Origin of the sequence: Paraburkholderia sp. IMGN_8 (assembly GCF_038050405.1) — a bacterium.
In the GTDB taxonomy this organism is placed as follows: Bacteria; Pseudomonadota; Gammaproteobacteria; order Burkholderiales; family Burkholderiaceae; genus Paraburkholderia.
The window spans coordinates 3,456,658-3,475,152 of the sequence record NZ_CP150900.1 but is presented as its reverse complement, the minus strand read 5'-3'; the positions used below and the strand labels follow the sequence as shown (position 1 = coordinate 3,475,152).

Genomic DNA, 18,495 nt, shown 5'->3' with positions numbered 1-18,495 from the left:
CGCTTTGTAATGGCCTGAAATGAGGCAAGATTCCTCTGCGGCCAAAACGCGCCTACACTTTGACTGCCTCTTTCGAGAGGCATCGGTGGAAGTCTTTCATTTAGCCCGCTTCGTGCGGGCTTTCTTTTTGGTGCGCCGCCTCGCGCTTCCATAGCCTGAAAACAAAAAAGGCGAACCCGCCGGTGGGTTCGCCTTTTTTGTATCGCTCGACGAGTCGCGTTACTTCAATGCATCACGCGCAGCTTTGACGGCGGCAAGCACTTGTTCGGGCGCCGTACCGCCCGCGTGATTGCGGCTCGCCACCGACCCTTCGAGCGTCAGATACGAGAACACGTCTTCGCCGATCAGATGCGCGACGTTCGGCAACTCGCTGCGCATTTCTTCGAGCGTCAGGTCGGCCAGATCGCAGCCTCGATCGACGCACACGCGCACCGCCAGCGCGACCGCTTCGTGCGCGTCACGGAACGGCAGGCCGCGCTTGACCAGGTAGTCGGCGAGATCGGTTGCCGTCGAGAAACCTTGCAGCGCGGCGTCGCGCATGGCTTGCGGCTTGACCGAGATGCCGGCGACCATTTCAGCGAAGATGCGCAGTGTATCGGCCACCGTATCGACGGTGTCGAACAGGGGTTCCTTGTCTTCCTGATTGTCTTTGTTGTACGCGAGCGGCTGGCCTTTCATCAACGTCAGCAACGCCATCAGATGACCGTTCACGCGGCCCGTCTTGCCACGCGCTAGTTCGGGCACGTCCGGGTTCTTCTTCTGCGGCATGATCGACGAACCGGTGCAGAAACGGTCGGCCAGATCGATGAAGCCTACGCGCGGGCTCATCCACAGCACCAGTTCTTCCGAGAAGCGCGACACATGCGTCATCACCAAGGCCGATGCGGCCGTGAATTCGATCGCGAAGTCGCGATCGGACACCGCATCCAGCGAGTTCGCGCAGATGCCGTCGAAGCCCAGCGTCCTGGCCACCGCGTGACGGTCGATCGGATAGCTGGTGCCGGCGAGCGCTGCCGCGCCCAGCGGCAGACGATTCACGCGCTTGCGGCAATCGATCATGCGCTCGGCATCGCGCGAGAACATTTCGACGTAGGCCAGCAGGTGATGGCCGAATGTGACCGGTTGCGCGACCTGCAGGTGCGTGAAGCCGGGCATGATGGTCGACGCGTTCTTCTCGGCCATGTCGAGCAGGGCGATGCGCAGATCCTTCAGCAGACCGCCGATCCGGTCGATCTCGCCGCGCAGCCACAGACGAATATCCGTCGCCACCTGGTCGTTGCGCGAGCGGCCGGTATGCAGGCGCTTGCCGGCGTCGCCGATCAGCGCGGTCAGGCGCGCTTCGATGTTCAGGTGGACGTCTTCCAGATCGAGTTGCCATTCGAACTCGCCACGCTCGATCTCACCCTTGATCTGCGCCATGCCGCGTTGGATCGCCGCGAGGTCGTCGGCGGCGATGATCTTCTGCGCGGCCAGCATCGAGGCGTGCGCGAGCGACCCTTCGATATCGACGAGTGCCAGACGCTTGTCGAAGAAAACCGACGACGTGTAGCGTTTGACGAGCTCCGACATCGGCTCCGAGAAGCGAGCCGACCAGGCTTCGCCTTTTTTGTGCAGTTGGGACGTCATGGTGTTTGGCAGTTGAGCGGTGAGGAGGCTGACGGCGTTTGCGTACGGTACATACGTGCAGTGCGCGGGTGCCGCGGAAGCGAAGAAAGACAGGGATTTTAACACCGGGGCGGTGGCGCCAAATGGCGTCGCTGCGCGGCGCTTATTCGCGCACCAGCACGACCAGCTTCAGATCCTCGCGATGGGCGGGTTTGAAGGTGATCTGGTCGTACACGATGCGGCCGTCGCGCGGATGGTTGAATTCGCGCCGTCCGCCCTCGCGGCCGCCGACGTCCTGCGACGCCCAGAAGCGCGCGAACGCATCGCTGGCGGCGGCCAGCGAATCGATCAGCGCGCGCGTGGGCGCATCGTTCAGGTGGCGGATCGAATCGGCGCGGAATTCGGCGGCGAGGCGCCGCGCGCGCGTTTCCCAGTCGAAGATCAACGCGCGCGCGGCCGGCTCGGTGAAGGTGTAGCGCAGCAGATTGCGGTCGTGTGCGCCGTCCAGCCAGCCGACGAACAGGTCGGCGGCGCGTTCGTTCCAGGCCAGCGCATTCCATTGGCGGTCGAGCACATAGGCCGGTGCGTCGACCAGTTGCACGGTTTGCAGCAGCGTGGCGGGCGCGTCGGCGGCGGCCGGGTCCGGCTCGGCCGGGTCGCGCTGGGCGGCCAGTTCGAACAGATACGCCCGCTCGGCACGCGACAATTGCAACGCCACGGCGATCCGCGCCAGCGCATCGGCCGATGCGGACACCGGCCGCCCCTGTTCGATCCATGTGTACCAGGTCGGGCTGACGCCGCATAGCTGCGCGACTTCCTCGCGCCGCAAGCCCGGCGTGCGGCGGCGCGGGCCCGGCGGCAAGCCGACCGCTTGCGGCGAGAGCCGCTCGCGGTGCGCGCGGATGAAGTCGCCGAGCGCGCGGGCGGGCGTCGCGTCGAGCGGCGGTGGGTTGTCAACTGAGGACGGCGTGGTCATTCTGCGTGGTCGTTCTGCGCGGTCATTCTGATAAAGCGGCGCGTGGAAGGGGTGTTATTGATACCAGAATAATTGCTTAACTTGTACTGGTACACGACGGACTCTATTGTAACGTCTGGAACGGCAGACAGCGTTCCAGCCCAACCCCACACAAGTAGCCGGAGCCTCCCATGAAGCATCACGATCAGGTCGCCGACGCCTTCGGCTCGACCGCCGCCGCGTATTTGACGAGTCAGACGCATGCCACCGGTGCCGATCTGCAGACGCTGGCCGAAGCGATCGCGGCGACGCCGGGTGCGACGGTGCTCGATATGGGCTGTGGCGCGGGTCACGCGAGCTTCGCTGTGGCGCCGCATGCCAAAGCAGTGGTCGCATACGACATCGCGCCGCAGATGCTGGCTACCGTGGAAGGCGCCGCTAAGGATCGCGGACTGGCCAACATCCGCGTGCAACAGGGCGCCGCCGAAACGCTGCCGTTCGACGACGATTCATTCGATTGGGTGATCAGCCGGATGAGCGCGCATCACTGGCACGATGTGCCGCTCGCGCTGGCGGAAGTGCGCCGCGTACTGAAACCGGGCGGCAAGGTATTGTTCATCGACATTGCCGGCGCCGATCATCCGCTGCTCGACACGCATATTCAGGCGGTGGAATTGCTGCGCGACGGCTCGCACATTCGCGACTACCGCGCCGACGAGTGGATCGCGCTCTTCGAAGCAGCCGGTTTCAAGGCGTCGATTCGCGAGCGTTGGCGGATCGCGATCGAGTTCAAATCGTGGGTGGAGCGCATGCGCACGCCGCAGCCGCGTGTGGTGGCAATCCGCTCGCTGTGGCGCAACTCGCCTGATGAAGTGCGGCAGTATTTCGACGTGCAGGAAGACGGCTCGTTCAAGCTCGACACGCTGATGGTCGAGGCGCAATAAGCCGCAGTAGGTCGCGAAAAAAAGAAAACGGCGGAATACCGAAACCGACATTCCGCCGTAGCGAATCGGACAAACGTAGCGAGGCGCACAACAAAGCGCCCCGCTTGCGTCACGCGCGTGAGCCCGTGCTCGTCAACCCGTATTACGCAGGCCCGCCGCGATTCCGTTGATGCTCAAATGAATCCCGCGCCGCACGCGCGCATTCGTATCGCCCGCGCGGTGACGCTTGAGCAATTCCACCTGCAAGTGATTGAGCGGGTCGAGATACGGGAAGCGGTTCTTGATCGAACGCGCGAGCAGCGGATTCTCCGCGAGCCGCTCGCTCTTGCCGGTGATCTCCGACAACACCTTCGACGTGCGTTCCCATTCCGCGACGATTCGCTCGAAGACGTGCTTGCGCAGCTTCTTGTCGGACACCAGCTGCGCGTAGCGCGACGCCACCGCGAGGTCGGTCTTCGCCAGAACCATGTCCATGTTCGACAGCAGGGTCGAGAAGAATGGCCAGGTCTTGTGCATTTTCTTCAGCAGCGCGAGACGGCGCGTGCGTTCTGCGTCGCTCGGCGCGCTGTCCAGATGCGCGGCCACCGCGCTGCCAAAACCGTACCAGCCGGTCAGCAGCAAACGGCATTGGCCCCATGAGAAGCCCCACGGAATCGCGCGCAGATCTTCGATCTTGCGCTGTTTCGGGTCCTGCAATTTGCGCGAAGCCGGACGGCTGCCGATGTTCAGCTCGGCAATCTCCGCGATCGGCGTCGATTCGAAGAAATACTCCTTGAAGCCCGGCGTCTCGTAGACCAGCGCGCGATACGACGCCATTGCCGCATCGGACAACTGCTGCATCGTTTCTTCGAACGCGGGCAGTTGTGCCGGCGCGTTGCCGTGCGGCAGCAGCGATGCTTCGAGCGTCGCCGCGACCACGGTTTCGAGGTTGCGTCGGCCGATTTCCGGATTGCCGAACTTGCTGGCGATCACTTCGCCCTGCTCGGTCAAGCGGATCTGACCGTCGACGGTGCCCGGCGGCTGCGACAGAATCGCCTGATAGGTCGGACCACCGCCCCGGCCGACCGTGCCTCCTCGGCCATGGAACAGGCGCAGCGTCACGCCGCGTTCGTTGAAGAGCGACACCAGCGCGAGCTCGGCGCGGTACAGCTCCCAGTTCGACGTGAGGAAACCGCCGTCCTTGTTGCTGTCCGAATAGCCGAGCATCACTTCCTGCTCGTTGCCCTGATGTTCGATCAGCGCGCCGATGCCCGGCAGCGCGATCAGATCGCGCATGATGTGCGCGGCGTCGCGCAAGTCGGGGATCGTCTCGAACAGCGGGATCACCATCAGCGCGGCCTTGGCCGAATCGTTGGCGTCGCCGAGGCGCCCATGCAGCAGGCCCGTTTCTTTCTGCAGCAACATCACTTCGACGAGATCGCTGACCGTCTCCGTGTGCGAAATGATGTAGTTGCGCACCGCGCGCGCGCCGAATTTCTCGCGCGTGACGCGAGCCTCTTCGAGCACGCCGAGTTCGCTCTTCACGAGATCGGAATACTCGACGTACGGCGAGCGCAGCAAACGCGGCTGCGCGAGTTCAGCGAGCAGCACGTGCAGCTTGTCCGCTTCGGGGAGCGCTGCATAGTCCGCTTCGACGCCCGCGCGTTTGAGCAACTCGGCGATCACCGCTTCATGGATGTCGGAGCTTTGGCGCAGGTCGATGCTGGCGAGATGGAAGCCGAACACTTCGGCGGCGCGCGCGAGCGGCGACAGGCGCGGCGCGGCCAGCGGTGCGCCATGGTGCTCGGCGAGCGAATCGATCAGCACATGCAGGTCGCGCACGAATTCGGCGGCGTCGCCATACGGTTTTGCGCGCACCGGCGCCGCGCCGCGGCCCGCGCTGCGCACCGGCACGCTGCCTTCGCCGAGACGCACGCGCGCGCTTGCCGCGAGCCGCGTGTACATGCCGATCAGCGCGCGGCGATACGGCTCGTCGACGCGATGCGGCGACTGGTCGGGCGAGGCGGCCGCGAGTTCTTTCAGTGCGTCGCTCGCGCCGGCCAGCAGATTCGATACCGACAGTTCCGCGCCCAGCTTGTGCACCTGCTCCATATAGTGTTCGAAGATCACAGCGGCCTGGCGGGTGATCGCGTGCTCGAGCGTCTCCGCGGTGACGTTCGGATTGCCGTCGCGGTCGCCGCCGATCCAGCTGCCCATCTGGAAGAACGGCGGCAGACGCGCGGCGATCCCGTGTTCGGTGAGCGCGTCTTCGATGTCGGCGTAGAGCGCCGGGATTTCTTCGAGGAACGTGGCGCGGTAATACGACAGCGCGTTTTCGATTTCATCGGCGACGGTCAGCCGCGAGTCGCGCAGCATCCGCGTTTGCCACAGCGACGTGACGCGTGCGCGCAGCATCGCTTCGTTGTGCGCGCGTTCGCGCTCGGTGAGCTGCTGATCGCGTTCGGCGAGCAGGCGTGCGACATCGTGCTCCGCATCGAGAATGCTCTTGCGCTGCACTTCGGTCGGGTGCGCGGTCAGCACCGGCACGATCAGCGCCTCGTTGAAGAACTGCTGCAATACCGGCGTCGCGGCGGCGCCTGCCTCGACCAGCCGTTCGAGCGCATGCGCAACCGTGCCTGGCTGCGAGGTCGAACCGGCGAGCGCATGGATGCGATGACGACGGTTGCGGTGGCGGTCTTCGGCGATATTCGCGAGGTGCGAGAAATAGCTGAAGGCGCGCACCACGCTGACGGTTTGCTCCGGGCTCAGCGAACGCAGCTTCTTGTCGAGCGTCTGCGCCGCGGCGCTGTCGTCTTCGCGGCGAAAGCGCACGGCGGTCTGACGAATCGTCTCCACGACGTCGAACACCGCGTCGCCTTCCTGCTCGCGCAGGACGTCGCCGAGCAGGCGTCCCAGATAGCGGATGTCCTGGAACAGCGGGTGATCCTTGTCTTCACGCGTGCGACCGCCGTTTTTCGGCGCCGGCACGAGCGTATCCTTCGAAACAGCTTGCAGCGTGGGCGCTTTCTCGGCTTCAGGCGCGACCGCTTCGCTTGCTGTGGCTTTGATCTTGATCTTCGTGGATCCAGCCTTGGCCGGTTTCATGGCCTTTGCGGCAGTCGCGGCTTGGGTTGCCTTGCCGGCTTTGACGGGCGTGGAAGCCTTGGAAGCCTTGATGGTTTTGGCGGCATTCGCTGCTTTAGACGCTTTGACCGTGCGTTTGGCCGGTGTGGCCTCTACAGCGGAAGCGGCGGATGCAACTGCGGCGTCGGCCGCTTGAGCGTTGGGCGATGCAGTGTTGCGGCGAGCAGGGCGCGCCGATCCGGAAGACGTCACGATGGGTTTCCTCAGGGAAGCCAGGGTCTATTGAATGATGGACTGCTACTACGTGGCTGCTACTTGGACTGCAGGAAAACGATACGCGTCGATGGACATGCGCCGGAGATTGGGCCGCGCGCCTTTGCACAATACGCGCACGATGCGCCGCACTGCATCATCGCGCATGCCGCCGCCCGGTGCGCGAACGACCGTGCGTGAACAGGCGAGGGATGGGGCAGGTGCGCGCCGCGAGGGGCCTGTCTCTTCCATCGATACCGCGCCAGCACGGCGCTCCGGCGTGTCGGAGGACACAGGGGGCGCGTGCTAACATTGATTGTTATTACATCCCGTCATTCGATCAGCAAGCAATGAACACCGAGACGTTATCTGCGCCACCCCACACGCTTGTGATTGCGTCGCGAGAAAGCCGCCTTGCCATGTGGCAGGCGGAGCATGTGCGATGTGCGCTGCACAAATTATATCCATCTTGTGACGTAAAAATCCTCGGGATGACAACACGCGGCGATCAAATTCTCGATCGCACCTTGTCGAAGGTTGGTGGTAAGGGCCTCTTCGTCAAGGAACTGGAGAGCGCGCTGGCCGATGGCCGCGCCGATCTGGCCGTGCATTCGCTCAAAGATGTGCCGATGGAATTGCCCGCCGGCTTCGCGCTGTCCACCATCATGGAGCGCGAAGATCCGCGCGATGCGCTGGTGTCCAATGAGTACGAGTCGCTTGCCGCGCTGCCGGCCGGCGCCGTGGTCGGCACCTCCAGCCTGCGCCGCGAAGCGATGCTGCGCATGCGTTACCCGCACCTCGTGGTGCTGCCGTTGCGCGGCAATCTGGATACCCGTCTGTCGAAACTCGACCGGGGCGACTACGCGGCGATCATCCTGGCGGCTGCCGGTCTGAAGCGTCTGGGTCTTGCCGGGCGCATCCGCGCGCTGCTCGATCCGGGAGACAGCTTGCCGGCGGCCGGTCAGGGCGCGCTCGGCATCGAGATTCGCGCCGATCGCGCCGACCTCGCGGCATGGCTCGCGCCGCTGCATCACGAACCCACGGCCGCAGCCGTCGAAGCGGAGCGGATGGTGTCGCGCGCGCTCGGCGGCAGTTGCGAAGTGCCGCTCGCGGCCTATGCAAGCTGGCATGACGGCGCGCTGCATCTGCGCGGCATCGTCGCCACGCCCGACGGCCAGCGCGTGTTGAGCGCGCAGGCGTCGGCGCCCGCGCCGAGCGTCGAGCGTGCTGTCGCGCTCGGCCAGGAAGTGGCGAGCGCGCTCGAACAGCAAGGCGCGATGGAGATCGTCCGTGCGCTCAGCACGGCCAGCGGCCCCGCGGCAGGTTCGGGGGATAGCGCGGTGACCGGCGAGTGATGGCGGCCGATATCCCAGGCAACACAGCATCTTCCTCCGCCGGCCAGGCGGCGTTCACAGTCGTGATTACGCGACCGGCCGGTCAGTCGAGTGAGCTGAATGCGTTGCTCGCGGCGGCCGGCATCGCCACGCTCGAATTTCCGCTGATCGACATCGCGCCCGTCGCAGACGACGCTCCGCTGCGTGCGGCGCTGGCGTCATTGGAACGCTATGCGCTGGTGGTGTTCGTGTCGCCGAACGCCATCGATCACGCGTTTGCCCACAGCAATGCGATCTGGCCGCATGCGCTGCCGATCGGCGTGGTCGGCCCTGGCAGCGTGCAGGCGCTGGTGCGCCACGGCGTCACGGCACCCGCGTACAACGTCATCAGCCCGCCGTCCGTGGCCGACGACGATACGGCGCGCTTCGATTCCGAGAGTCTCTTTGCCGCCATCGACACGGCGCTCGGCGCGGCGACGCTCGAAGGCAAACGCGTGCTGATCGTGCGCGGCGACGGCGGCCGCGAATGGCTGGCCGAGCGCCTGCGCGAAGCGGGTGCCGAAGTCGAAACAGTAGCGGCGTATCGCCGCCTCGTGCCGGAACCGTCGATCGGCGCCTGGGCGCGCGTGCACGCGCTCCTGGCGGGCGAATCGCATGCTTGGCTCCTCACCAGTTCCGAAGGCGTGCGCAATCTGCACGAACTCGCGCAAGAACATCTCACCGCCGACGAGATCGCGCAGCTGAAACACGCCACGCTCGTCACGCCGCATCCCCGCATCGCGCAGACCGCGCGGGCATTGGGTTTTGATAGCATTACGGTGTCCGGCGCGGGCGATGATCGCATTGCCCGCGCATTGCTTGCCGCCGTGCCTCCCGTTGTTCAACCGGTACCGTCCAACCCGGCTCATTCACCGGCTAAATCACGCATGACTGAAACGAACGCATCCACGAACGCTTCACCCCAGCCGGCCGCGACCACTGCGTTGCCGCCGAATCAACCCTTCACGCCCTACGAAGCGCAAAAAAAGCGCCGCAGCGCGAGCGGACCGCTGCTGTGGTTTGTCGTCGTGATCATCGCCTGTGCGGCGGGCGTGGGCGGTTATGCGCTCAATCGCAAGCTGGAGCGCGCCGAGCAGCAGCTCGCGCAACGCCAGCAAGCCAACGACACGCAGACCAACGAACTGCGCATCAAGACCGAGCAGGCGCTGGCCACGGTTCACCAGTCCGATTCGCAGGTCGCGCAGCTCGAAGGCAAGCTCGCCGACGCGCAAAGCGCGCAGCAGGCCTTGCAGCAGCAATACGCCGATCTCGCGCGCAATCGGGACGATTGGACGCTCGCCGAAGTCGGTCAGATGCTCTCTGCTGCGAGCCAGCAGTTGCAGCTCACCGGCAATACGCAACTCGCGCTGTTCGCGCTGCAAAGCGCGGACACGCGCCTCGCCGCGTCGGACGGCGCGCAAGTGGTGGCCGTGCGCAAGGCCATCGCGCAAGACATCGACAAGCTGAAGGCAGCGCCGTCCACCGATCTGACCGGCCTCGCCATCAAGCTCGACAACGCGATCGACCAGGTCGACAGCTTGCCGCTCTCGGGCGAAGCGCCGATCGCCCATGCAACGCCACAAGCCGCGACGTGGGCCGACACGGCAAAGGTAGCCGCGGCCACCGGCGAGCCGCGCTGGAAAGTGTGGTGGCGCGAAGTCACGACCGGCATCGGCCAGCAGTTGACCAGCCTCGTGCAAGTGCGCCGCATCGACAACGCCGACGCGATGCTCGTCACGCCGGATCAAGGCTACTTCGTGCGCGAGAATCTGAAGATGCGTCTGCTGTCGGCGCGGCTTGCGCTGCTGTCGCGCAACCAGACCACGCTGAAGTCCGACCTGCACGCGGCGGACGCCGCGCTGGAGCGCTACTTCGACACCACGTCGAAGAAAACGCAGACCGTGATCGATCTGGTCAAGCAGGTGGATGCGGGCTCGGCGGCAGTCGAGGTGCCGAATCTGAACACAAGCCTGCAAGCCGTCAACCAATACCGGAGCCGAGGTTAATCATGGCAATCCGGGGACTTCTATGGCTTGCGTTGCTGTTCGCCATCGCCGTGGCGCTGGCAGTGGTCGGGCGCTTCGACATGGGGCAGGTGCTGCTGATCTATCCGCCGTACCGCGTCGACATCTCGTTGAATCTGTTCGTGGTCGGGCTGGTGGTGCTGTTCACCCTGCTCTATGCGCTGCTGCGTATCGTGCGCAATATCTGGCGCATGCCGCAGCGCGTGGCCGCGTACCGTGCGCGCTCGCGTGTCGCGAAGGCGCATGCCGCGTTGCGTGATGCGATCGGCAACCTGTACGCCGGCCGTTTTTCGCGCGCTGAAAAAGCCGCGAAAGATGCGCTCACGATTGGCGACAACAAGGGCGCGGCCGGCTTGATCGCGGCCACCGCGGCGCACCGCATGCATGAATATGCGCGGCGCGACGAATGGCTCGCGCAAATCGACGGAGCCGACTGGCAGGACGCGCGCCTGATGGCAACCGCCGACATGCGCGCCGACGGCCGCGACGCGGACGGCGCGCTCACCGCGCTGACCGAAATGCAGTCGCAGGGCGCACGGCGCATTCACGCGCAGCAGATCATGTTGCGCGCGCAACAGCAATTGAAGAACTGGGGCGAAGTGCTCAAGCTCGTCAAGACGCTGGAAAAGCGCGAGGCGATCCACCCGGCGGTGGCGGTGCGTTTGCGCCAGCTCGCGGCGGAAAACCTGCTGCGCGACCGGCGTCATAACGCCGATGCGTTGCTGGAGTTGTGGCATTCGCTGTCGCCCACCGAGCGTCATTCGCCGCGTCTCGCCGATACGGCCGCGGAACTGCTGGTGTCGCTGAACTGGCCGCAGGAAGCGCGCAAGATTGTCGAAGAGGCGTTGGCGCAGAACTGGGACGCGCGTTTGCTGCGCCGTTATCCGGACACTGCCGCAGGCGACGCATTGCCGCTGATCCAGAAAGCCGAGGGGTGGCAGAAGGAGCGTCCGGAAGATGCGGATTTGCTGTTCGCGTTGGGCCGCTTGTGTCTGCATCAACAGTTGTGGGGCAAGGCGCAATCTTTCCTCGAGCACGCGCTGAAACTGGCCGACAACGAGACCTTGAAGATTCGCTCGCATCGCGCGCTGGCGCGTTTGCACGAGCAGCTTGGCGATGCGGATAAGGCGAGCCAGCATTATCGCGAGAGTGCATTGGCGATGAATATCGTTTGAGGTTCGTTCGCTGCGCCGTGTGGTCGAAACGGCGCGGAAGTAGACGGAAATGAAAAAGCCCCCGGCGTCGGTAGATGCCGGGGGCTTTTTCGTTGCTGTGTGCAGCATGACGTAGGACGTTGGACGGCGCTGCCTGCTCTACGTCATAAAACGCGTTACTTATTGACCAGCTTCGCGGGCACGCTGATCGCCAGCAAACCGCCGAGGATCAGGAACGCCGCCAGCATATACATGCCGGAATCGTTCGCGGCGGTCACCTGCTTGAGCCAGCCGACCGCATACGGACTCAGGAAGCCGGCGAGGTTGCCGATCGAGTTGATCATCGCGATGCCGGCCGCCGCGCCCGTGCCGGCGAGGATCGCCGTCGGCAGACTCCAGAACAGCGGCAGGGTGGTCATGATGCCCATTGTCGCTAGCGTGAGCGAGGCCATGGCGAGCACCGTGTTGTGGGTCCACACGACCGACAGGATCAGCCCGATCGCACCTGCAAACGCCGGCAACGCGATATGCCAGCGACGCTCGCGCGTACGATCCGCGCTGCGCGATACGAACACCATCGCAACCACGGCCGCCGCGAATGGAATCGCGGACAACAGGCCGATCATGAACGCATCGGTGACGCCGGTCGCCTTGATGATGGTCGGCAGCCAGAAGCTCACGCCATAGAGGCCCATCACGAACGAGAAGTAGGTGAGGCTGAGCATCAGCACGCGAGCGCTTGTCAGCACCTGGCGGATCGGCATGTCGTGCTTGGTGGCTTCTTCGGCTGAGACGTGGCGCTCGAGCAGTTGCTGTTCTTCGGCGGTGAGCCATTTCGCCTTCGAGATGCGGTCGTCCAGCAGCAGGAAGACCATGATGCCGACGATCACCGAAGGAATCCCCTCTAGCAGGAACAGCCACTGCCAGCCGTGCCAGCCGTTCACACCGTTGAAGCTCTTCAGGATGTAGCCGGACACCGGCCCGCCGATCACGCCGGACAGCGCGATCGCCGTCATGAACAAGGTGGTCATGCGACCGCGCCGGTGTGACGGATACCAGTAGGTGAGATAGAGAATGATGCCGGGGAAGAAACCCGCTTCAGCCAGACCGAGCAGAAAGCGCATCACGTAGAACATGGTCGGCGTGGTGATGAACATGGTGAGCATCGAGATCACGCCCCACGACACCATGATCCGCGCGATCCATACACGTGCGCCGACCTTATGCAGGATGACGTTGCTAGGAATCTCGAAGATGAAATAGCCGAGGAAGAAAATCCCCGCGCCGAAGCCGTACACCGCGTCGCTGAGATTCAGATCGGCGCTCATTTGCAGCTTCGCGAAGCCGACGTTGACGCGGTCGAGATACGCGACCACATAGCAGAGCATCAGGAACGGCACGAGCCGCCAGTTGACCTTGCGGTAGGTCGCCTCTTCGAACGTGGAAGGCGGCGCACCCGCGCCGGGGTGGTGGAGCGGATTGGTGGGACTCGCCATGGTGTCTCCTCTTTTCTTATGGAACTGAAGTACGGCCGTCGATCGATTCTATCCGCGCCGGGTTGTCTGCACGGTGATTCGATACCGGGGGAAAACACTGACTTCGAAGCAGGCCGCACACGGCGGCCCTCATGCGCGGCCGCCGTACCGGTTAAACGCAGCGCCCGCCGTCGACTTCGAGGCACACGCCCGTGATGAACTCCGCCTCGTCCGAGGCCAGATAGAGCGCCGCGTTGGCGATGTCCTGCGGCGTGGAGAAGCGCCCGAGCGGAATGCCGGCGAGGAAGCGCTTGCGATTCTCGGGCGTATCTTCGACACCCATGAATTCCGACAGCAGCGCCGTCTCGCCAATCACCGGATTTACGCAGTTCACCCGAATGCGGTCCGGACCCAGTTCGACGGCCAGCGATTTGCTCGCGATGATCACCGCGCCCTTGCTGCCGTTGTACCAGACGAGACCTGGCCGAGGCCGCACGCCTGCTGTCGATGCGATATTGATGAAGGTGCCGCCGCCTTGCTGGCGAAAATACGGCACGAATTCCTGGACGCTCCAGTAGATGCTCTTGACGTTCACCGCGTAGACGCGGTCGAACTCGGCTTCGGTGATGTCCATCACCGGCTTGTTGCGATGCGTGGTGCCGGCATTGTTGACGACGATCTGCACGCTGCCGAAGTCTTCGAGCGCGGCCTCGCGCAGTTGCTGCCAGTCTTCGCGCCGCGCGACGTTGCCCGCCACGGCGATCGCCTTGCCGCCGGCCAGCGCGATTTCGCTCGCCACGCGCTCGGCCGCCGCGCCGTTCAGATCGTTGACCACCACGTTCGCGCCTTCGCGCGCGTAGGTCTTCGCGATGCCTTCGCCGAAACCCGAGCCGCCACCCGTGACGATGGCTGTTTTACCTGTCAACCGCATGATGTCTCCGTTGTTTGTTGTGGATGGTGATGCGTTGCGCGTCATACGAAATGCCTAACCATGCCTGACCGTGCCTAACCGTGCCTAACCGTGCCTAACCGTGACGAATGGCGATGGTTTTCAACACCGTGAAGCCGTACAGCGCTTCGAAACCCTTTTCGCGGCCGTGGCCAGAATGCTTGACGCCGCCGAACGGTAATTCGACGCCGCCGCCCGCGCCGTAGTTGTTGATGAACACCTGGCCCGAGCGCAAACGCCGCGCGAGGCGCATTTGCCGCGCGCCGTCACGCGTCCAGATGCCGGCGACCAGTCCGTACTGCGTGCTGTTGGCGAGCGCAAGTGCTTCGTCTTCGTCGGCGAAGGACATGGCGGCGAGCACTGGGCCGAACACTTCGTCGCGCGCGAGGCGATGGGTGGCAGGCACATCGCGCAGCAGCGTGGGCGCCTGATAGAAGCCGCTTTCAGGCGCTTCCGGGATCACTTCGCCGTGCGCCGCCATCGGGATGCCGTCGTGTTGTGCATCGGAGAGGAAATCCCACACGCGTTGCTGCTGTTTCGCGTTGATCAGCGGCCCGCAGTCGAGATCGGCGTGCGACGGCCCGACCCGCAACGCGTGGAAGGCGCTGCTCAGCCGGTCAAGTAACGGCTCATAGATTGCCCGGTCGATCAGCACGCGGCTGCCCGCGGAGCAGGTTTGCCCGGCGTTTTGCACGATCGCCGACACCAGTACGGGGAGCGCCGCGTCGAGATCCGCATCGGCGAAAACGATTTGCGGCGACTTGCCGCCCAGCTCCAGCGTGACCGGCACGTGATTCTCGGCGGCCATCTGCGTGACGAGCTTGCCGGTTTCCGGCGAACCGGTGAACGAGATGTGATCGATGCCTGGGTGGCGCGCGAGCGCTGCGCCCGCTTCATGGCCGTAGCCCGTGACGATGTTCAGCGCGCCCGGCGGCAAACCCGCCTCGGCGGCCAGTTCGGCGACGCGCAATACCGACAGGCACGCGTCCTCGGCCGGTTTGACGACGCACGCGTTGCCGGTGGCGAGCGCCGCACCGACGCTGCGGCCGAAAATTTGCATCGGGTAATTCCACGGCACGATATGGCCGGTCACGCCGTGCGGCTCGCGGATCGTCAGCACCGTGTAGCCGGCTTGATAAGGCAGCGTTTCACCGTGCAGCTTGTCGGCTGCGCCCGCGTAGAACTCGAAGTAGCGGGCGAGGGCGGCCGAATCGGCGCGCGCCTGTTTGAGCGGCTTGCCGGTGTCGCGGGCTTCGAGCTGCGCCAGTTCTTCCTGGCGGGCGGCGACCAGCATCGACAGCCGGTACAGCACGCGGCCGCGTTCGGCGGCGCTCGCCTGGCCCCACGCGCCTTCGAAGGCGCGGCGGGCAGCGCGGACGGCGGAATCGATATCCGCCGCGGTGCCGCGCGCAAGCTGGGTGAACGGCTGGCCGTCCGAGGGATCGAGCACGGCAATCGTCTCGCCGCCTGACGCGGCGATCCATTCGCCGCCGATGAAGTGTTTGGCTTCTTCCATGCATGCTCCTTGAGGTGTCACGCATCTGAGGTTCAGATACCTGATGTTCACAAACGAGAGGCACAATCGAGAGACGCCCAACGATTATCGCGCCGATCGAGCACAGGGTGCCATCGGCCGATTGGCTATAATGCCGTATTCCGCACTGTCCGGCCGCTGCGCCCTGTTCGGCAGGTTTCATGTCTGTCGAACGCACGCGCCGCACGCCGTGTTCCGAATTCCATCCTGATCAGAGAGCGCTCATGAGCTTCAATCACGTCCCCGCAGGCAACGACCTTCCGCAAGATTTCAACGTCATCATCGAAATCCCGGCGCAAAGCGATCCGGTGAAGTACGAAGCCGACAAGGATTTGGGCCTGCTCGTCGTCGACCGTTTCATCAGCACCGGCATGCGCTATCCGGCCAACTACGGCTTCATTCCGCAAACGCTGTCGGGCGACGGCGACCCGGTCGACGTGCTGGTGATCACGCCGTTCCCGCTGCTGGCCGGTTCGGTGGTGCGCGCGCGTGCGCTCGGCATGCTGCAAATGACCGACGAATCGGGCGTGGACGCAAAACTGATCGCCGTCGCGCACGACAAGATCTGCCCGATGACGGCCGACCTGAAGTCGATCGACGACGTTCCGGCGTACCTGAAAGACCAGATCAAGCACTTCTTCGAGCAATACAAGGCGCTCGAGAAGGGCAAGTGGGTGAAGGTCGAGGGCTGGGCGGGCATTGAAGCCGCGCACAAGGAAATCACCGAAGGCGTGGCGAACTACAAGAAGTAAGCTGCGTTACTCCGGTTGGTCAAAAAACCGCGCGAGCCTGCAAGGGCCGCGCGGTTTTTTCATGGATCTCGCGTAGCGTTCGATGTGCATTTGCCGATGCCTGCCTGGCTCGCGTGCCCGGCCCAATTCGGCACATAGACAAAGTGCATTGCCTGGATGAACCGAAGGCATTTTTATATCTAGGTGTAAACCCTTATCATTCGCCGCCTGCAGCAGGTTTCCTGCCGTCGGCGTATGAATGCGCTGATGCAGCGCCAATGCGCGTTTTTGGGAGCACACCGTCCGGATGCTGAATCGCAAGTCCAACCCGTCGTCGCAACGCTGGTCGAGCCGGCTATATGCAATCGGCACCGCTATCTACCGCAAACGACCAGTGTGGATGGTTTCATTTTCAACGAGCGACGCCAATCTATCGGAAGGGTTGCGAGCCGCCTGCGCGTCCACGGCCATGCTGGCGGTTGGCAATGTGCTGCACGATCCGACCTTCGCGTGGGCGGCGATCGGCGCTTTCTGGACCTGTCTGGCCGACGCGGCAGGCTCCAACCGCGCCCGATTTGCTTCGATGATGGGCTTTGCGCTTCTGTCGACCGCGTGCGGCGGCGTGACCGCGTTCGCCTCCGGTGCGGGCACTGTGTTTGCGGCGATCGCAATGCTCGCATTCACGACGCTCGGCGCCTTTGGCCGGATATGGGGCGCCGCCACGTCGCAGGTGACGATTCTCGCCGCGACCGCATGCGTTGTCATGGTCGACCGGCCGATGCACGACCTTCGGGAAGGCATGACGTTTCTTGGTATCTACCTGGCTGGATGCCTGTTTGCAGTCGTCCTCAGCCTGACCGTCTGGCGCATTCATCCGTTTGGCACGAGCCGGTCCTCACTGCGCGCCGTGTATCTGCGTCTGGCGGACATCGCATTCGACAGCGCTCGCCTGCTCAAGCAGCGCGCGGCCCCCGGGGAATGGGCAACGCATGCCGCGAAATTTCGCGCAGATGCCCGAGCCGCGTTGGAGCGCTCGCGCAGGGCCCTCGCGAAAGTGCCGGTATCGAGAACCGGTGGCGGGGAGACATACGACAATCTCTTCGCGTTGCTGACTGAAGGCGAATCGCTGTTTGCTTATCTGATCGCCGTCTCCGGCGCCTGTGAGAAGACCCCAAACGATGCACGGCGCTTGAGCCGCGCGGCTCGGCTGCTGGCTGGGATGGGAGACGTCCTTCGAAGAATCGGCCTGGCCGCCAACGACGGGCAATGGATACGTCTGGCCGACCTGCAACAGCGATTGCAGCGCCTCGCCCGGCGACTCGAATCCGCGCTGATGGAGCCCGTGCAGCTGAAGTCCGACTTCGAGCTCGTCGATTTCGCGCCGGCGTATGCGCGGACCGAGGGCTGGTCGGACAGCGCCGCCAGACTGTCGACTCAGACGTGGTCGACGCTCAAGGCGAACCTGTCGAGTCAGTCTGTCGGCTTGCGCCACGCTGCTCGCGTGGGCGTCACGACGACGGCGGGATTTCTGGTCATCCGGGCGCTGGGGCTTCCATTTGGCTACTGGGCAACCATGGCGACGCTGCTGATACTGCAACCGTCCATCGCCGCGACGTGGCCGAGGAGTATCGAGCGCGCCGCAGGAAGCATTGTCGGCGGCGTACTGGCGGCTGGCATTGGCTATGCAATCCATTCGCCCCTCGGTATTTCACTCGCGGTCTTTCCGCTGGTGGTGGCGACGATGGCGCTGCGCCCCGTTAGCTACAGCCTCTTTGTTCTTTTCCTGACGCCGACCTTCGTGCTTGTTGCCGACTTTGCGACGCCTGGCGCCAACGAATTCGCCTATGCGCTCACGCGACTCGGCAACAACGTGCTCGGCTGCGTGTTGGCGCTTCTCGCGACGTTCTATCTCTGGCCCACCCGGGAGAAGGTGAATCATCGGGTGTTTCTGGCCGCGGCGGTACGGGCCAATCTTGAGTACCTCAGGGCCGCGCTGGAGTACCCTGGCCGCAGTGGAAAGGAAATGGAACAGTTGCGAAGAACTGCGGGCTTGAGCAGCAACAACGCCGAGGAGGCAATCGGTCGCATTCGCCTTGAAAAACTGGAAGACTCGATGGCCGACACGGTGACCTTGACGGTGCTAAGTCTGTTACGAAAGATGGCGGGCACCGCGACACAACTACGCTTGAGTACGAACCGGCGCAGCATGCACGATGAACTCGGCGCCTGGCTCGCTGCCGCGAGCGCCGACATAGAGGCTGCACTGAATCGAACGTTACGACCGATACGGCGCGACCTTCCCGCGCGAGACAAGCTGTCGTCGCTGGAGGCTGATGCTGTGGGGGAAATCGCCCTTATGCACCGGCTGTTGACTGAGCGGATGCGTGAGGCGAGAGCTTAATTGGGCAGGTGAGCATCGAGCCACGCAGGCAGCGT

The 18,495-nt window shown here is 64.2% G+C and carries 12 protein-coding genes; 6 read left to right on the top strand and 6 right to left on the bottom strand.

Features of this window, described 5'->3' with window-relative positions; genetic code table 11:
• Nucleotides 1–219 precede the first annotated feature (219 nt).
• Together argH and WN982_RS15890 are read right to left on the bottom strand one after the other, a co-directional pair.
• Nucleotides 220–1,626, bottom strand: coding sequence for an argininosuccinate lyase (gene argH, locus WN982_RS15895; RefSeq protein ID WP_341312893.1), 1,407 nt, complete (start codon nt 1,624–1,626; stop codon nt 220–222).
• 142 nt (nt 1,627–1,768) lie between these two features.
• A complete protein-coding gene (locus WN982_RS15890) occupies nt 1,769–2,581 on the bottom strand; it encodes a helix-turn-helix transcriptional regulator (protein ID WP_341312892.1) in 813 nt (270 codons plus the stop codon).
• A 170-nt stretch (nt 2,582–2,751) separates the two neighbouring features.
• On the opposite strand from WN982_RS15890, the gene WN982_RS15885 reads away from it, so the two are divergent.
• Nucleotides 2,752–3,504, top strand: coding sequence for a class I SAM-dependent methyltransferase (locus WN982_RS15885; protein WP_341312891.1), 753 nt, complete (start codon nt 2,752–2,754; stop codon nt 3,502–3,504).
• A gap of 132 nt (nt 3,505–3,636) precedes the next feature.
• Here WN982_RS15885 and ppc read toward each other — a convergent pair whose 3' ends face one another.
• Complete coding sequence (gene ppc, locus WN982_RS15880) at nt 3,637–6,819, bottom strand: phosphoenolpyruvate carboxylase (protein ID WP_341312890.1); 3,183 nt, start codon at nt 6,817–6,819, stop codon at nt 3,637–3,639.
• Nucleotides 6,820–7,169: 350 nt separating this feature from the next.
• Between ppc and hemC the strand changes: the two genes are divergently transcribed.
• The 3 genes from hemC to WN982_RS15865 are packed head-to-tail and all read left to right on the top strand — an operon-like array spanning nt 7,170 to nt 11,391.
• Nucleotides 7,170–8,174 (top strand): hydroxymethylbilane synthase, encoded by a 1,005-nt coding sequence (gene hemC, locus WN982_RS15875; RefSeq protein WP_341312889.1) that lies wholly within the window; start codon nt 7,170–7,172, stop codon nt 8,172–8,174.
• Nucleotides 8,174–10,198, top strand: a complete 2,025-nt coding sequence (hemDX, locus tag WN982_RS15870) for a fused uroporphyrinogen-III synthase HemD/membrane protein HemX (protein WP_341312888.1) — start codon at nt 8,174–8,176, stop codon at nt 10,196–10,198. Before hemC ends, hemDX begins: the two co-directional genes overlap by 1 nt.
• A gap of 2 nt (nt 10,199–10,200) precedes the next feature.
• Nucleotides 10,201–11,391, top strand: a complete 1,191-nt coding sequence (locus WN982_RS15865; protein ID WP_341312887.1) for a heme biosynthesis protein HemY — start codon at nt 10,201–10,203, stop codon at nt 11,389–11,391.
• A gap of 155 nt (nt 11,392–11,546) precedes the next feature.
• On the opposite strand, the gene WN982_RS15860 is transcribed toward WN982_RS15865, so the two are convergent.
• The 3 genes from WN982_RS15860 to WN982_RS15850 form a co-directional block, all read right to left on the bottom strand.
• Complete coding sequence (locus WN982_RS15860; RefSeq protein WP_341312886.1) at nt 11,547–12,866, bottom strand: MFS transporter; 1,320 nt, start codon at nt 12,864–12,866, stop codon at nt 11,547–11,549.
• A 151-nt stretch (nt 12,867–13,017) separates the two neighbouring features.
• Entirely contained in the window at nt 13,018–13,776 is a 759-nt protein-coding gene (locus WN982_RS15855) for an SDR family oxidoreductase (RefSeq protein WP_341312885.1), read from the bottom strand.
• A 94-nt stretch (nt 13,777–13,870) separates the two neighbouring features.
• Complete coding sequence (locus WN982_RS15850) at nt 13,871–15,310, bottom strand: aldehyde dehydrogenase family protein (RefSeq protein WP_341312884.1); 1,440 nt, start codon at nt 15,308–15,310, stop codon at nt 13,871–13,873.
• Nucleotides 15,311–15,552: 242 nt separating this feature from the next.
• Here WN982_RS15850 and ppa point away from each other — a divergent pair, with 242 nt between their 5' ends.
• Complete coding sequence (gene ppa, locus WN982_RS15845) at nt 15,553–16,080, top strand: inorganic diphosphatase (protein ID WP_341312883.1); 528 nt, start codon at nt 15,553–15,555, stop codon at nt 16,078–16,080.
• A gap of 286 nt (nt 16,081–16,366) precedes the next feature.
• A complete protein-coding gene (locus WN982_RS15840) occupies nt 16,367–18,460 on the top strand; it encodes an FUSC family protein (RefSeq protein ID WP_341312882.1) in 2,094 nt (697 codons plus the stop codon).
• Nucleotides 18,461–18,495 lie beyond the last annotated feature (35 nt).

Bases quoted from the DNA above. Each gene is read 5' to 3' on its own strand.
- argH (WP_341312893.1), bottom strand. From the start codon at position 1,626: ATGACGTCCCAACTGCACAAAAAAGGCGAAGCCTGGTCGGCTCGCTTC.
- WN982_RS15890 (WP_341312892.1), bottom strand. From the start codon at position 2,581: ATGACCACGCCGTCCTCAGTTGACAACCCACCGCCGCTCGACGCGACG.
- WN982_RS15885 (WP_341312891.1), top strand. From the start codon at position 2,752: ATGAAGCATCACGATCAGGTCGCCGACGCCTTCGGCTCGACCGCCGCC.
- hemC (WP_341312889.1), top strand. From the start codon at position 7,170: ATGAACACCGAGACGTTATCTGCGCCACCCCACACGCTTGTGATTGCG.
- hemDX (WP_341312888.1), top strand. From the start codon at position 8,174: ATGGCGGCCGATATCCCAGGCAACACAGCATCTTCCTCCGCCGGCCAG.
- WN982_RS15865 (WP_341312887.1), top strand. From the start codon at position 10,201: ATGGCAATCCGGGGACTTCTATGGCTTGCGTTGCTGTTCGCCATCGCC.
- WN982_RS15860 (WP_341312886.1), bottom strand. From the start codon at position 12,866: ATGGCGAGTCCCACCAATCCGCTCCACCACCCCGGCGCGGGTGCGCCG.
- WN982_RS15855 (WP_341312885.1), bottom strand. From the start codon at position 13,776: ATGCGGTTGACAGGTAAAACAGCCATCGTCACGGGTGGCGGCTCGGGT.
- WN982_RS15850 (WP_341312884.1), bottom strand. From the start codon at position 15,310: ATGGAAGAAGCCAAACACTTCATCGGCGGCGAATGGATCGCCGCGTCA.
- ppa (WP_341312883.1), top strand. From the start codon at position 15,553: ATGAGCTTCAATCACGTCCCCGCAGGCAACGACCTTCCGCAAGATTTC.
- WN982_RS15840 (WP_341312882.1), top strand. From the start codon at position 16,367: ATGCTGAATCGCAAGTCCAACCCGTCGTCGCAACGCTGGTCGAGCCGG.